This window comes from Streptomyces sp. NPDC032940 (assembly GCF_040636935.1).
GTDB lineage: Bacteria > Actinomycetota > Actinomycetes > Streptomycetales > Streptomycetaceae > Streptomyces.
In genome coordinates this window covers 70,054-83,039 of record NZ_JBEZVJ010000010.1, presented here as the reverse complement: position 1 = coordinate 83,039, position 12,986 = coordinate 70,054, and the positions used below count along the sequence as shown (strand labels likewise).

At 72.1% G+C, this 12,986-nt stretch carries 14 protein-coding genes; 3 read left to right on the top strand and 11 right to left on the bottom strand.

Annotated features, from left to right (window positions below; translation table 11 throughout):
- Positions 1–2: 2 nt before the first annotated feature.
- The 5 genes from AB0E77_RS15470 to AB0E77_RS15450 form a co-directional block, all read right to left on the bottom strand.
- Positions 3–173 carry a hypothetical protein gene (locus AB0E77_RS15470; protein ID WP_361570066.1) on the bottom strand — a complete coding sequence of 57 codons (171 nt, stop codon included), beginning with the start codon at positions 171–173 and terminating at the stop codon, positions 3–5.
- Between the two features lie 103 nt (positions 174–276).
- Positions 277–1,227, bottom strand: a complete 951-nt coding sequence (locus tag AB0E77_RS15465; RefSeq protein ID WP_361570064.1) for a cytochrome c oxidase assembly protein — start codon at positions 1,225–1,227, stop codon at positions 277–279.
- A gap of 188 nt (positions 1,228–1,415) precedes the next feature.
- The gene (locus tag AB0E77_RS15460; protein ID WP_361570062.1) at positions 1,416–2,441 is read right to left on the bottom strand and encodes a 6-phosphofructokinase; all 1,026 of its coding nucleotides are present in this window, start codon (positions 2,439–2,441) and stop codon (positions 1,416–1,418) included.
- Between the two features lie 166 nt (positions 2,442–2,607).
- Positions 2,608–3,336: a glutamine amidotransferase gene (locus tag AB0E77_RS15455; protein WP_361570060.1), complete on the bottom strand. Its 729-nt coding sequence runs from the start codon at positions 3,334–3,336 to the stop codon at positions 2,608–2,610.
- 23 nt (positions 3,337–3,359) lie between these two features.
- Positions 3,360–4,598, bottom strand: coding sequence for a MurT ligase domain-containing protein (locus tag AB0E77_RS15450; RefSeq protein WP_361570058.1), 1,239 nt, complete (start codon positions 4,596–4,598; stop codon positions 3,360–3,362).
- Positions 4,599–4,777: 179 nt separating this feature from the next.
- Between AB0E77_RS15450 and def the strand changes: the two genes are divergently transcribed.
- On the top strand, positions 4,778–5,317 hold the full coding sequence (def, locus tag AB0E77_RS15445) for a peptide deformylase (RefSeq protein WP_361570056.1): 540 nt from the start codon (positions 4,778–4,780) through the stop codon (positions 5,315–5,317).
- A 70-nt stretch (positions 5,318–5,387) separates the two neighbouring features.
- Here the strand turns inward: def and AB0E77_RS15440 are convergent, their stop codons facing one another.
- The gene (locus AB0E77_RS15440) at positions 5,388–6,044 is read right to left on the bottom strand and encodes a TetR family transcriptional regulator (protein ID WP_361570054.1); all 657 of its coding nucleotides are present in this window, start codon (positions 6,042–6,044) and stop codon (positions 5,388–5,390) included.
- Between the two features lie 169 nt (positions 6,045–6,213).
- Between AB0E77_RS15440 and AB0E77_RS15435 the strand changes: the two genes are divergently transcribed.
- Entirely contained in the window at positions 6,214–7,443 is a 1,230-nt protein-coding gene (locus AB0E77_RS15435) for an acyl-CoA dehydrogenase family protein (protein ID WP_361570053.1), read from the top strand.
- 13 nt (positions 7,444–7,456) lie between these two features.
- Here the strand turns inward: AB0E77_RS15435 and AB0E77_RS15430 are convergent, their stop codons facing one another.
- The 5 genes from AB0E77_RS15430 to AB0E77_RS15410 form a co-directional block, all read right to left on the bottom strand.
- Positions 7,457–7,693: a DUF6213 family protein gene (locus AB0E77_RS15430; protein ID WP_225635023.1), complete on the bottom strand. Its 237-nt coding sequence runs from the start codon at positions 7,691–7,693 to the stop codon at positions 7,457–7,459.
- Positions 7,694–7,719: 26 nt separating this feature from the next.
- Positions 7,720–9,105: an NADP-dependent succinic semialdehyde dehydrogenase gene (locus AB0E77_RS15425; RefSeq protein WP_361570051.1), complete on the bottom strand. Its 1,386-nt coding sequence runs from the start codon at positions 9,103–9,105 to the stop codon at positions 7,720–7,722.
- A 76-nt stretch (positions 9,106–9,181) separates the two neighbouring features.
- Positions 9,182–9,640: an NUDIX domain-containing protein gene (locus AB0E77_RS15420; protein WP_361570049.1), complete on the bottom strand. Its 459-nt coding sequence runs from the start codon at positions 9,638–9,640 to the stop codon at positions 9,182–9,184.
- Positions 9,637–11,175, bottom strand: a complete 1,539-nt coding sequence (locus AB0E77_RS15415) for an ATP-dependent DNA ligase (protein WP_361570047.1) — start codon at positions 11,173–11,175, stop codon at positions 9,637–9,639. The genes AB0E77_RS15420 and AB0E77_RS15415 overlap by 4 nt, the downstream gene beginning before the upstream one ends.
- An 83-nt stretch (positions 11,176–11,258) precedes the next feature.
- Complete coding sequence (locus AB0E77_RS15410) at positions 11,259–12,224, bottom strand: NAD(P)/FAD-dependent oxidoreductase (RefSeq protein WP_361570045.1); 966 nt, start codon at positions 12,222–12,224, stop codon at positions 11,259–11,261.
- A gap of 82 nt (positions 12,225–12,306) precedes the next feature.
- Between AB0E77_RS15410 and AB0E77_RS15405 the strand changes: the two genes are divergently transcribed.
- Positions 12,307–12,882, top strand: a complete 576-nt coding sequence (locus tag AB0E77_RS15405; protein WP_361570043.1) for an XRE family transcriptional regulator — start codon at positions 12,307–12,309, stop codon at positions 12,880–12,882.
- Positions 12,883–12,986 lie beyond the last annotated feature (104 nt).

Below are 12,986 nucleotides of genomic sequence, written 5' to 3'. Positions count from 1 at the left end.
GCTCACGAGCTGCGCGTGGCGACCATCCCGATCGTGATCAGGCCGAGGACGACCCAGCCGAACCACAGCCAGCCGTTGCTGCCGAGCGCCACCGTGTAGGCCGTCACCGCGACCAGGCCGCCGATGGTGAGCGCCCCCATCGTCTTCGTGGAACTGTCCGTGGAACCGGGCATCGCGACACCCTCCTCGTGGTCCGTTGCCCTCCATGGTGCCCCGAACCACCGCCGCACGGGGGGTACGGCGGGATCCGGGCCCGATTCCCGGGCCCGGCACGGCTCAGCTGCTGCGCCCGTTCAGCGAGGCCAGATAGGCGTTGTACGCCTCCAGCTCCTTGTCGCCGTCACGGTCGGCGGCCCGGTCGGTGCGCCGCGCCTGCCGCTGGTCCGAGGCGTACCACTGGGCCACCAGGGCCAGCAGCACCAGGACGGACGGGACCTCACTGAACGCCCAGGCGATGCCGCCCGCCGCGTTCTGGTCGGAGAGCGCGTCGATGCCGAGCGAGGCGGGCGGGTTCTTGAACGTCTCCACCATCGGCGAGGACGCCATCATCAGCGCGATGCCGAAGAACGCGTGGAACGGCATGCCGGCGAACAGCTCCAGCATCCGCATCAGGTAGCCCGGCCGGTGCGGGCCCGGGTCCACGCCCATGATCGGCCAGAAGAAGACCAGGCCGACGGCGAGGAAGTGCACCATCATGCCGACGTGCCCGATCTTGGAGCCCATCAGGAAGTCGAAGAGCGGAGTGAAGTACAGCGCGTACAGGCTCGCGATGAACAGCGGGATGGTGAACACCGGGTGCGTGACGATCCGCATGTACCGGCTGTGCAGCAGCATCAGCAGCACCTCGCGCGGCCCCTTGCGGCCCCGGCCCGCCGTGGGCAGCGCCCGCAGCGCCAGGGTGATCGGGGCGCCGAGCAGCAGCAGGATCGGCGAGACCATGCTGATCACCATGTGCTGCACCATGTGCACGCTGAACATGACCATGCCGTAGTCGTTCAGCTTGGTGCACATCATCAGCCCGATGCTCAGCACACCGGCGACGAACCCGACGGTCCGTCCCACCGGCCACTTGTCACCGCGCCGCGTCAGACGGACGACACCCCAGCCGTACAGCGCCAGGCCCACCAGGCAGGCGATGAGGAAGAAGGGGTCCGCCGACCAGCCGAGACCTCGCCCCAGCGTGAACGGCGGCAGATCCATCGTCATGCCGTGCCCGCTGTGATCCATCCGCCGGCTCCTGTTTCGTGGGGGTTGAGCGCTGCTTGTCCGGACCAAGACTAGAACCGCCCCCGGCGACTTCTGTCACCGGGGGCGTGGAGCGCCCCGTCAGGGGCGCGGGACTGCATCGATGTGCGGCTCCGCCGCGTGGGCGCGGTCAACCACACACGACCCGCGGTCGGCCGACCACCGCATCCTCAGAGAACACACTCCGCTTCCGCGTACCGCGCGTCCGGTACCGTCTTCAGCGTCTCCACGGCCTCCGCCAGCGACACCATCCTGATGTCCGTCCCGCGCAGCGCCGTCATCATCCCGAACTCCCCGCGGTGCACCGCCTCCACCGCGTGCCATCCGAACCGGGTCGCCAGCACCCGGTCGTACGCCGTGGGCGTCCCGCCGCGCTGGACGTGCCCGAGGATCACCGGCCGGGCCTCCTTGCCGAGCCGCTCCTCCAGCTCGAGGGAGAGCTGGCGGGCGATCCCGGCGAAGCGCTCGTGACCGTAGACGTCCTTGCCGCCCTCGTCGAAGTCCATGGTGCCCGGCTTCGGCTTGGCGCCCTCCGCGGCGACCACTATGGCGAACCGCTTGCCCGCGGAGAACCGCTCGCCGACCTTGGCGGTCAGCTCGTCGATGTCGAAGGGCCGCTCCGGGACGACGACGGCGTGCGCGCCGGCCGCCATGCCCGAGTGCAGCGCGATCCAACCGGTGTGACGGCCCATGACCTCCACGATGAGCACCCGCTGGTGGGACTCGGCGGTGGTCTTCAGCCGGTCCAGGGCCTCGGTGGCGACGGTGACGGCCGTGTCGAAGCCGAAGGTGACGTCGGTGACCGCGATGTCGTTGTCGATGGTCTTCGGCACGCCCACGATCGGCAGGCCGTTGTCGGACAGCAGCCGGGCCGCCTTCAGCGTGCCCTCGCCGCCGATCGGGATGATCGCGTCGAGTCCGAGTTCCTCGACATGGCCGCGGGCCCGCTCCACGCCGTCCCGCAGGTGCTCGGGGCGGACCCGGGAGGAGCCGAGGATGGTGCCGCCGCGGGCCAGGATGCCGCCGACGGCGTCGAGGTCGAGCTTGAGGTAGTCGCACTCCAGGAGGCCCTTCCAGCCGTCCCGGAAGCCGATGACCTCGTCGCCGTGGTCGACGACGGCACGGTGTACGACGGACCGGATGACGGCGTTCAGGCCGGGGCAGTCACCGCCGGACGTGAGGACACCAATGCGCATAGCCCGAATTACCTTCTCAACGTGGCACGGGTCCGGACCGCGCTGTCCGGTTCGATTCCCCGCCACCCTAGCGGTACCGGGGGGCGGGGCCGAACCGTGCGTCCGCCTACTGGACGCACCCGCTCACCTGTGCGGATGCATCATCAGACGGGCTGCGCGGGGCGTGTCAGGCGGGCTGCTGCGCCGCCGCGATGCGCTCGTTGCGCAGTGCCTCGTACCACCGGTCGTCGGTCGGCGGCAGCGCGTTCACGTCGAGGGCCAGCTTGAGCAGCAGGTCCGCGATCTGCGGGTTGCGGGCGAGGACGGGCCCGTGCATGTACGTGCCGAAGACCGTGTCGTTGTACGCGCCCTCCGTGCCGTCCCCGGTGCCGTTGCCGTTGCCGAAGCGGACCTGGGCGAACGGGCGGGCGGTGGGGCCCAGGTGGGTGACGCCCTGGTGGTTCTCGAAGCCGGTCAGCGGGGGCAGGCCGAGGCGCGGGTCGATGTCGCCGAGGACGTCGCCCACGCACCGCGCGCCCTCGCCGCGCGTGGAGACCACGTCGAGCAGGCCGAGGCCCGGCTCGCGCTGGCCGAGGTCGTTGATGAACTCGTGGCCGAGGATCTGGTAGCCGGCGCAGACGGAGAAGACGATCGCGCCGTTCTCCACGGCCCGGTGCAGACCCCCGTCCCGGCGCAGCCGCTCGGCCGCCAGCCGCTGCGGCCGGTCCTCGCCGCCGCCGATCAGGTAGATGTCGCCGGAGGTCGGGATGGGCTGGTCGCTGCGCACGTCGAGCCGGGCCACGTCGAGGCCGCGCTGCCGGGCCCGGCGCTCCACGACGAGGGCGTTGCCCTGGTCGCCGTAGGTGCTGAGCAGGTCCGGGTAGATCCAGACGATCCGCAGTTGGTTGTCGCTCACGAAAGTCCCCTGAAGTCTCGCGGTCAGTTGCCGACGCGGCGGCGCAGGTCCTGGAAGGCGGTGTAGTTCGCGATGACCTCGATCCGGCCGGGCGGGCACAGCTGCACCGCCTGGTCGAGGTTCTCGCACACCTGGAACTGCTGGTTCGCGACCTCCAGGCGCACCGCGAGGTCCAGCTTGCGGTCGCCGATCACGCAGATCGGGTGGCCGGTCAGCCGGGTGTAGTCCACGTCCCACAGCCAGGAGGTGTCGGTGCCGTCGGCGCCGCGCGCGTTCACCGAGAGGATCACCGGGGTCGGCGGCGGGTCGATCAGGGAGAAGGTCTCCAGCCAGCCCGCGGGGTTCTTGGCGAGCAGCAGACGCAGGTCGCGGCCCTGGAACTGGACGACGTCGTAGCGCCCGGCGACGGCCTGCACCTGGTACATCCGCTCCAGGGCGACCTGCGGCGGCACCCCGAAGACGGCGCAGACGGCGGCCGAGGAGGCGGCGTTGGCCTTGTTGGCGCGGCCGGGCAGCTGGAGGTGGATCGGCCAGGCGGAGCCGTGCGGGTCGAGGACGTGGTCGTTCGAGAGCGCCCAGCTCGGTGTGGGACGGCGGAAGCCGCACTCGCCGCAGAACCAGTCGTCGCCGGGACGCTGCATCACACCGCCGCAGGACGGGCAGGACCAGGCGTCGTCCTTCCACATCTGCCCGGCGGCGACCCAGATCACGTTGGGGGAGGAGGAGGCGGCCCACACCACCAGCGGGTCGTCGGCGTTGGCGACGATCACGGCCTTCGAACCGGCCAGGCCCTCGCGCCAGTTCTCGGCGAGCATCCGGGTCTCGGCGGCGCGGTCGAGCTGGTCGCGGGAGAGGTTGAGCAGCGCGATGCACTTCGGGTCGGTGGCCTGGGCGACGCCGACGAGGTACTTCTCGTCGACCTCGATGACCCCGTAGCGGGCCTCGGCGCCGCCCGCGAGGGCCGAGGTGATGCCGGCCGGCATGTTGGCGCCGAGCGCGTTCGACACGACCGGGCCGGCCGCCTTGAGCGCCTCGGCGATGAGCCGGGTGGTGGTGGTCTTGCCGTTCGTCGCCGAGACGAGGGTCACGTCCAGGTGCTGGGCGAGCCGGTGGAGGAGGTCGGGGTCGAGTTTCAGCGCGACCCGGCCGCCGATCACCGAACCGCTGCCGCGCCCCGCGGCGCGCGACGCCGCCGCGACCGCCTTGCCCGCGGTCACGGCGATCTTGGCCCGCGGCGTGAGCGGGTCCGAGTTGCCTGCCATCAGTTCTCGATCCTCCTTGCCGTACGCGCCGCGGCTGAAGCCTGGGAAGCCTGACGGCCACGTGGTGTGGACCTCAGCCTATCGAGATCCGTTCGCACTCCCGAATCGCGGCACCGGCCACACGGCCCCGACGGTGGGCGCGCGCCGCCGGGGAACACAGGGACCTTACTCTGACCGTCATGCGACACGGCTCCATCCCGGGCGTCCACGGACGCGTACGGCCCCTCCGCCTCCTCGGCGACCCCGTCCTGCACACGCCGTGCGAGGAGGTGACGGACTTCGGTCCGGAACTCGCGGCACTCGTGGAGGACTTGTTCGCGACCATGTACGCCGCCCACGGCGTCGGCCTGGCCGCGAACCAGATCGGCGAGCCGGTGCGCGTCTTCGTGTACGACTGCCCGGACGACGAGGACGTGCGTCACCTCGGCCACGTGGTGAACCCGCGGCTCGTGGAGACGGACGGGGTGGTGGTGCGCGGCCCGGAGGGCTGTCTGTCGCTGCCCGGACTGGAGGCGGGCACCGAGCGCCACGACCACGCGGTCGTCGAGGGCTTCACGGTGACCGGGGAGCCGGTCACCGTGCACGGGACGGGCTTCTTCGCCCGGTGTCTCCAGCACGAGTGCGACCATCTGGAGGGCCGGGTCTACGCCGACCGGCTGTCGGGCCGGCGTCACCGGAAGCTGATGCGGCAGGTGGCGCGGGCGTCCTGGAGCCGCTGAGAGCACCGGCGGGCAGGCACGTGGGCTTCAGCACCCGGCACCTGGGCGTCAGAGCACCGGCACCTGGGCGTCAGAACCCCGGGCCGCCCACCTTGTCCTCGGCCGCGGCCAGCCGCCCCCACAGCAGCTCCGTCAGGCTCGTCACCAACTCCGCCCGGGAGCAGGGCCGTTCGCCCAGCCACCAGTCGCCGGCGGCGTGCATCATGCCGACGATGCCGTGTCCCCAGACGCGGGCCAGCCGTTCGCTGCCGGGGCCCATGTCGAGGCGGTCCTCGATCACCTTGCCCAGTTCCTCGCCCATGCGGCGCAGCAGCGGTGCCGAGTGCTTGCCCACGTCGAAGCCCTGGTCGGTCTGGTCACCCGCGGTGGTGCCGCCCTCCGCCGGATGCATCAGGAAGCGGTACACCTGCGGGCGTGCCTCGATCGCCGCGAGATAGGTGTCCAGCGTGGCCTCGACGCGCCTGCGCCGCTCCGCCGGGGCGTCCAGGGCGGCCCGCAGCGAGTCGAGGAGGGCGTCCGTGTGCCGCTGGGCCAGGGCGGCGTACAGGCCGCCCTTGTCGCCGAAGTGCCGGTAGAGGATCGGCTTGGTGATGCCCGCCTCGGCGGCGATGGCGTTCATCGAGGCCTGGGGACCGTCGCGCAGCACCACCCGGTCGGCGGCCTCCAGCAGCTCGCGCCGTCGGCGGTCGGCGGTCCGCTGCTGATCGGTCCGCTGCGTGGTGTCCATGTGCTCTCCCCACCCGTGCTGTTTCGGTGACGCCTGCGCAAACTAACACCCGGCGGGCATCGCACATCGAACGGGAGGGCGAGGGGTTCCGGGGAGTTGACTTTTCCTACCCGTCGGTAACAGACTCCTGTTACCGCAAGTAACATGCACGTGCGTCACTGGAGGGGACATGGCCGAGTTCACCATGGAGCTCAACGACGAACAGAAGGAGGTCCGGGACTGGCTGCACGGCTTCGCCGCCGACGTCATCCGTCCCGCGGCCGCCGAATGGGACGAGCGTGAGGAGACTCCCTGGCCGGTCATCCAGGAGGCCGCCAAGGTCGGTATCTACTCCCTCGACTTCTACGCCCAGCAGTACTTCGACTCCACCGGCCTCGGCATCCCCATGGCGATGGAGGAGCTGTTCTGGGGCGACGCGGGCATCGCGCTGTCGATCGTCGGCACCGGGCTCGCCGCCGTCGGTGTCCTCGCCAACGGCACCGAGGAGCAGATCGGCACCTGGATCCCCCAGATGTACGGCGACGCCAACGACGTGAAGGTCGCCGCCTTCTGCTCCTCCGAGCCCGACGCCGGCTCCGACGTCGCCTCCATGCGCACGCGTGCTGTGTACGACGAGGCCAAGGACGAGTGGGTGCTCAACGGCACCAAGACCTGGGCGACCAACGGCGGCATCGCCAACGTCCACGTGGTCGTGGCGGTCGTGGACCCGGAGCTGGGCTCCAAGGGCCACGCCTCCTTCATCGTGCCGCCCAACACCCCCGGGCTGTCCCAGGGGCAGAAGTTCAAGAAGCACGGCATCCGCGCCTCGCACACCGCCGAGGTCGTCCTCGACCAGGTGCGCGTCCCCGGTTCCTGCCTGCTCGGCGGCAAGGAGAAGCTGGACGCGCGTCTGGCCCGCGCCCGGGAGAAGGCCAAGAAGGGCGGCGGCGAGCGCGTGAAGAACGCGGCGATGGCCACCTTCGAGGCGTCGCGTCCGGCGGTCGGCGCCATGGCCGTGGGCACCGCGCGTGCCGCGTACGAGGTGGCGCTGGAGTACGCCCGGACGCGTGAGCAGTTCGGGCGGCCGATCATCGATAACCAGGGCGTCGCCTTCCAGCTCGCCGACATGCGGACGTCGATCGACGCGGCGCGGCTGCTGGTGTGGCGGGCCTCGTGGATGGCGATCAACGGCAAGCCGTTCACCGCGGCCGAGGGCTCGATGTCCAAGCTGTTCGCGAGCGAGACCGCGAAGAAGGTCACGGCCCAGGCGGTGCAGATCCTGGGCGGCAACGGCTACACCCGGGAGTACCCGGTGGAGCGGATGCACCGCGACTCGGCGATCTACACGATCTTCGAGGGCACCAGCGAGATCCAGCGGCTGGTGATCGCGCGGACGCTGGCGGGGATGCCGATCCGCTAGCGGGTGCGGGCCGTCAGGAGGACCGGCCGCTGCTGTGGGCGATGCAGGCCACGTCGATGCGGTCGGCCAGTTTGGCCAGTTCGATGGTGAGGGCCGCCACCGTGTCCTCGTCCAGACCCTCCTCGCCGGCCTCCACCAGCCTCAGCCACCGCCCGCCCACCGTACGCAGCAGCTTGCTCACGTCGGCCGCGGACACCTGCAGGGTGCCGCGGTCGTCGACGATCAGAGGCAGGGTCACTTCGCGGGTCACAAAAAGGGATCGTAGCCCCGCAACCCTCACGCCCCGTGCCATACGGTGGTGATGTTGCAGAACTCGCGGATTCCGTGCCCGGACAGCTCACGCCCGTAGCCCGACCGCTTGACCCCGCCGAACGGGAAGGCCGGGTGGGACGCCGTCATCCCGTTGACGTAGACCCCGCCCGCCTCCAGATCCCGGACGAACCGGTCCACGTCGGCGTCGTCGCGCGTCCACACGTTGGAACTCAGCCCGAAGTCGGTGTCGTTGGCGATCAGCACCGCCTCGTCCAGATCGGCCGCCCGGTACAGCGTGGCCACCGGGCCGAAGGCCTCCTCGCGGTGGATGCGCATCTCGCGGGTGACGTCGGCCAGCACGGTCGGCGGGTAGTACCAGCCGGGCCCGTCCGGGCGTTCGCCGCCGCACAGCACGCTCGCGCCGCCGCGCACCGCGTCGTCGACCAGCTCGACGAGGTCGTTCACGCCCTGTTCGCTGGAGAGCGGCCCGACCTCGGTCTCCTCGTCCATCGGATCGCCCACCCTCAGCGCCCGCATGCCCTGTGTGAAGCGTTCGGCGAAGGCGTCGTACACGTCCGTGTGCACGATGAACCGCTTGGCGGCGATGCAGGACTGGCCGGCGTTCTGCGTGCGCGCCGTCACCGCGACCTCGGCGGCCCGGTCGACGTCGGCGGACGGCATGACCACGAACGGGTCGCTGCCGCCCAGCTCCAGCACCGTCTTCTTGATCATCTCCCCGGCTGTGGAGGCGACCGCGCGGCCGGCGGGCTCGCTGCCGGTGAGGGTCGCGGCCCGCACCCGCTCGTCGCGCAGGATGTCGTCCACGGCGGCCGAGCCGATCAGCAGGGTCTGGAAGCAGCCCTCGGGGTAGCCCGCGCGGTGGAACAGGTCCTCCAGGTACAGGGCGGTCTGCGGCACGTTGGAGGCGTGCTTGAGCAGGCCGACGTTGCCCGCCATCAGCGCGGGCGCCGCGAAGCGGATCACCTGCCACAGCGGGAAGTTCCACGGCATCACCGCGAGCACCGGGCCCAGCGGCCGGTAACGGACCAGCGCGCGGGAGGCGCCGGAGTCCTTCACGTCCTCCTCGTCGGGCTCCTCGTCGGCGAGCAGCTCCGCCGCGTGGTCGGCGTACCAGCGCATCGCCCTGGCGCACTTGGCTGCCTCCGCGCGGGCCTGCTTGACCGGCTTGCCCATCTCGGTGGTGATGACCCTGCCGATCGCGTCCCGGTCCGCCTCGAGCAGGTCGGCGGCGCGGCGCAGCAGCCCGGCCCGCTCGTAGAAACCCGTCGTCCGGTAGGTGCGGAAGGTGGCCTCCGCGAGCTGGAGCCGGCGCTCGATCTCCTCCTCGCCCATGGCCTCGTACGTCCTGAGCGTCTCGCCGTTCGCCGGGTTCACCGTCGCGATGGGCATGGCCGACCTCCCTGGGTGCAGACTCGTGCTTCGACCTTGGCGCGCGGCGCAGGGTGCCGCAACGCGGAGGGTCTCGTCAGTGCGAGTGCTCAGTGAGCCGGTCGAGAAACGCGGCCTGGGCCTTCACGATCACCTCGCGCGCCCGGTCCACCGTGAACCACGCCACCCGGTCCAGCTCGGGGAACTCCTCGGTCCGGCCCGACCTCGGCGGCCACTCCATGCGGAAGGTGCCGGGGGCGATCGTCGCCGGATCGAGGTCGGCCTCGACGGCCCACGCCGTGACGACCTTCCCGCCGGACTGGCGGACCTCGCCGAGCGGTACGGCCTCGCCGTCGGGCGGCGGCAGCCCCAGCTCTTCCTCGAACTCGCGCCGGGCCGCCTCCCAGGCGGGCTCCGTCGGGTCGTACTCGCCCTTGGGGATCGTCCACGCGCCCGCGTCGCGGCGGGCGTGGAACGGGCCGCCCATGTGGCCGAGGAGCACCTCGGTGCCCCCGGCGCCGGGGCGGTGCAGCAGCAGGCCCGCGCTGCGCCTCACGGGGCCGCCCCCGGGTGGGCGGCGAGCAGCGTCTCGACGGTGTCCGCGTCCTCGGGGCGCTTGTCCTCGCGGTAGCGCACGACGCGGGCGAAGCGGAGGGTGACGCCGGCCGGGTAGCGGGTGGAGCGCTGGAGGCCGTCGTAGGCGATCTCGACGACCAGCTCCGGGCGCACGGTGACGCCCCAGCGGTGCTCCTCGAGGGCCAGCTCCCGCAGGCGCCCGGTCTGCCAGGCCAGCAGCGCGTCGGTCATGCCCTTGAAGGTCTTGCCGAGCATGGTGAACGAGCCGTCCGCGGTGCGGGCGCCGAGATGGAGGTTGGACAGCTTGCCGGTCCTGCGGCCGTGTCCCCACTCGGCGGCCAGGACGACCAGGTCGAGGGTGTGCACGGGCTTGACCTTCAACCACGACGCGCCGCGCCGGCCCGCGCTGTAGGCGGCGTCCAGCCCTTTGAGGACGACGCCCTCGTGGCCCCGTTCGAGTGCGGCGGCGAGGAACTCGTCGGCCGCGGGTGTGTCCTCGGGCCCCGCCACCAGGGTGCGGCGCACCCGTATCGGCTCGGGGACCAGCCGGGCCAGCTCCGCGTGCCGTTCGGTGAGCGGCAGGTCGAGCAGGTCGCGGCCGTCGACGGACAGTGCGTCGAAGAACACGGCGGAGACGGGGACGGCCCGCGCGGCCGTGGCCACGTCCGTGCGGGAGCCGACGCGTCCGGCGGTCTCCTGGAAGGAGCGGGGGCGCCCGTCCGCGTCCAGGGAGATAGCCTCGCCGTCCAGGACGAACCGCTCCCCGGGCAGCGCGAGGGCGGCCGAGGTGATCTCCGGGAGCCGTGAGGTGATGTCGTCCAGGGTACGGGTGTAGACCCGTACGACGGTGCCGTCGCGGTGCACCTGGACGCGGATGCCGTCCAGCTTCTCCTCGACGGCGCAGCCGCCCAGTTTGCCGACCGCCTCGGCCACGGAGGACGCGCTGTGCGCCAGCATCGGCAGCACCGGGCGGCCGACGGTGAGACGGAACCGGGCCAGGGCCTCGGGCCCGTCGGCGAGCAGCGCCTCGGCCACGGCCTGGAGCGACCCCGCGAGCATCACCGCCCGCCGTACATCCGCCGCGGGCGCGTCCGTCGCCAGGGCCAGCCCCTCCACGGCGACCGCCTCCAGGGCACCCTGCCGCACCTCGCCGGTGAGCAGCCCCAGCAGGAAGCGCTGCTCGTCCTCGGTGGCCGCGCCCATCAGGGCGCCGACCAGCCGCGACCGCCGCGCCTGCGCACCGGTACCGGAAACCGCGCCGAGCTCGGTGAGCCGGGCGTCCACCTCGCGCACGGTCAGGCTCGGTCCGGCGGCCGGCGTGACCCGCTCGCCGAGCACCTTCCAGCCGACGCCGATCCGGCCCTGCGGGAGGCGTCCCGCGAGATACGGGATGACGATCGGCACGTCCGCCGCCTCCGCCTCCCGGAACAGCTCCGCGAGCAGGGCGGTCTTCCGGGAGCGCGCCGAGGTGGCCGCGACCTCCCGGGACACCTGGGCCAGCCGGGCAAGCAGCATGCAGCCATGGTGCACCGGCAGGCCGGGGCCCACACCCGCACGGAAACGCGGCCCTCCCGGCGGCGTCCCGTCCGGGCCGCCCCCTACCCGCCGATGCGGGCGTCGAGGTCCGACATGATCAGGTCCCCGACGATCGCCGAGGCGGCGCGGTAACCGCCGCTCGCGGCGTGGACGACCTGCTCCGCGAAGCCCATCGCGTTGCCCGCGGTCCACACGCCCGGCACGGTGGTCCGGCCCGTCGGGTCGACCACGGGGTAGGCGCCGAAGGGCGTCTCCTGGAGCTCCGCGCCGAGCCGTTCCATCAGCCCGGTCTGCGGCACGGCCCGCGGGGCGACGAAGAGCACCGAACGGTCGTGCACGGCGCCTTCCCCGGAGGGGGCGCCCCCGGCCAGCCGGACACCGGTGAGCCGGTCGTCCTCGACACGCAGGCCCGCGACCTCGCCGGGCACCACCTTCACCCCGGCCGCGGAGAGCCTGCGCAGGTCCTCGTCGGACAGCTCCTCCTCGGCGACCGTGTGCAGGAACAGCGTCACGTCGGCCGACCACCCGGACACCATCAGCGCCTGGTGGACGCTGAGCGGACTGGTCGCGAGGACACCGAAGCGTTCGTCACGGACCTCCCAGCCGTGGCAGAACGGGCAGTGCAGCACGTCCCGCCCGAAGCGCTCGGCGACCCCGGGGACGTCCGGCAGCTCGTCCTTCAGACCGGTGGTGACGATCAGCCGGCGGGCGCGCACGGTCCGCCCGCCCGCCAGCTCCACGGCGAAGTCCTCGCCCCGCGTCACGTCCACCGCGCGGTCCCGGACGAACCCGACGCCGTAGCGCGCGACCTCCTCCCGTCCGAGCGCCAGGAACTCGCCGGGCGGCATGCCGTCCCGGGTCAGATACCCCTGCATGTGGTCCGAGGGCGCGTTGCGCGGCTCACCGGTGTCGACGACCAGGGCGCGCCGTCGCGCCCGGCCGAGGACGAGCGCGGCGGACAGCCCGGCCGCACCACCGCCGACCACGATCACGTCGTACGTCCCGGACAGGTCCTGCTTCTCGGTCATGGTGACCACCTCCTGGTCCGAAGGTCGCCCGGAGACCAGCGGATCGACAAACGTATTTGCCGGTTCTGCAACAATGGACCGCATGACTGCAGACGACGTACTCGCCGGAGTGGGGCCGAGGCTGAGACAGATCCGCAAGGAGCGCGAGGTCACCCTCGCCGCCCTGTCGGAGGCGACGGGCATCTCGGTCAGCACCCTGTCGCGGCTGGAGTCGGGGCTGCGCAAGCCGAGCCTCGAGCTGCTGCTGCCGATCGCCCAGGCCCACCAGGTGGCGCTGGACGAACTGGTCGGCGCTCCACCCGTGGGTGACCCGCGGGTGCGCGGCGCCCGGCCCATCGTGCGCCACGGCCGCACCCACTGGCCCCTCACCCGGCAGCCGGGCGGCCTCCAGGCGTTCAAGGTGCTGGAGCCGCAGCGCAAGGAGGAACCGGACCCGCGCACCCATGAGGGCTACGAGTGGCTCTACGTCCTCTCCGGCCGGCTGCGTCTGGTGCTCGGTGAGCACGACGTGGTGCTCGGCGCGGGCGAGGCCGCCGAGTTCGACACCCGGGTGCCGCACTGGTTCGGCTCGACGGGGGAGGGACCGGTCGAGTTCCTCAGCCTGTTCGGCCCGCAGGGCGAGCGGATGCACGTACGGGCACGGCCCGCCCGGCCGTGAGGGACGGGGCACGGCCCGCCCGGCCGTGAGGGACGACGTGCCGCCACCTGTTCCCTGATCGGCAAGCGACCGCTTAGTATGCGGGGGACCCGGACCGACAGTGA

Excerpts from the sequence above, each read along its gene's own strand:
- AB0E77_RS15470 (WP_361570066.1), bottom strand. The coding sequence starts at position 173 with ATGCCCGGTTCCACGGACAGTTCCACGAAGACGATGGGGGCGCTCACC.
- AB0E77_RS15465 (WP_361570064.1), bottom strand. The coding sequence starts at position 1,227 with ATGGATCACAGCGGGCACGGCATGACGATGGATCTGCCGCCGTTCACG.
- AB0E77_RS15460 (WP_361570062.1), bottom strand. The coding sequence starts at position 2,441 with ATGCGCATTGGTGTCCTCACGTCCGGCGGTGACTGCCCCGGCCTGAAC.
- AB0E77_RS15450 (WP_361570058.1), bottom strand. The coding sequence starts at position 4,598 with ATGGCAGGCAACTCGGACCCGCTCACGCCGCGGGCCAAGATCGCCGTG.
- def (WP_361570056.1), top strand. The coding sequence starts at position 4,778 with ATGCGACACGGCTCCATCCCGGGCGTCCACGGACGCGTACGGCCCCTC.
- AB0E77_RS15440 (WP_361570054.1), bottom strand. The coding sequence starts at position 6,044 with ATGGACACCACGCAGCGGACCGATCAGCAGCGGACCGCCGACCGCCGA.
- AB0E77_RS15435 (WP_361570053.1), top strand. The coding sequence starts at position 6,214 with ATGGCCGAGTTCACCATGGAGCTCAACGACGAACAGAAGGAGGTCCGG.
- AB0E77_RS15425 (WP_361570051.1), bottom strand. The coding sequence starts at position 9,105 with ATGCCCATCGCGACGGTGAACCCGGCGAACGGCGAGACGCTCAGGACG.
- AB0E77_RS15415 (WP_361570047.1), bottom strand. The coding sequence starts at position 11,175 with ATGCTGCTTGCCCGGCTGGCCCAGGTGTCCCGGGAGGTCGCGGCCACC.
- AB0E77_RS15410 (WP_361570045.1), bottom strand. The coding sequence starts at position 12,224 with ATGACCGAGAAGCAGGACCTGTCCGGGACGTACGACGTGATCGTGGTC.
- AB0E77_RS15405 (WP_361570043.1), top strand. The coding sequence starts at position 12,307 with ATGACTGCAGACGACGTACTCGCCGGAGTGGGGCCGAGGCTGAGACAG.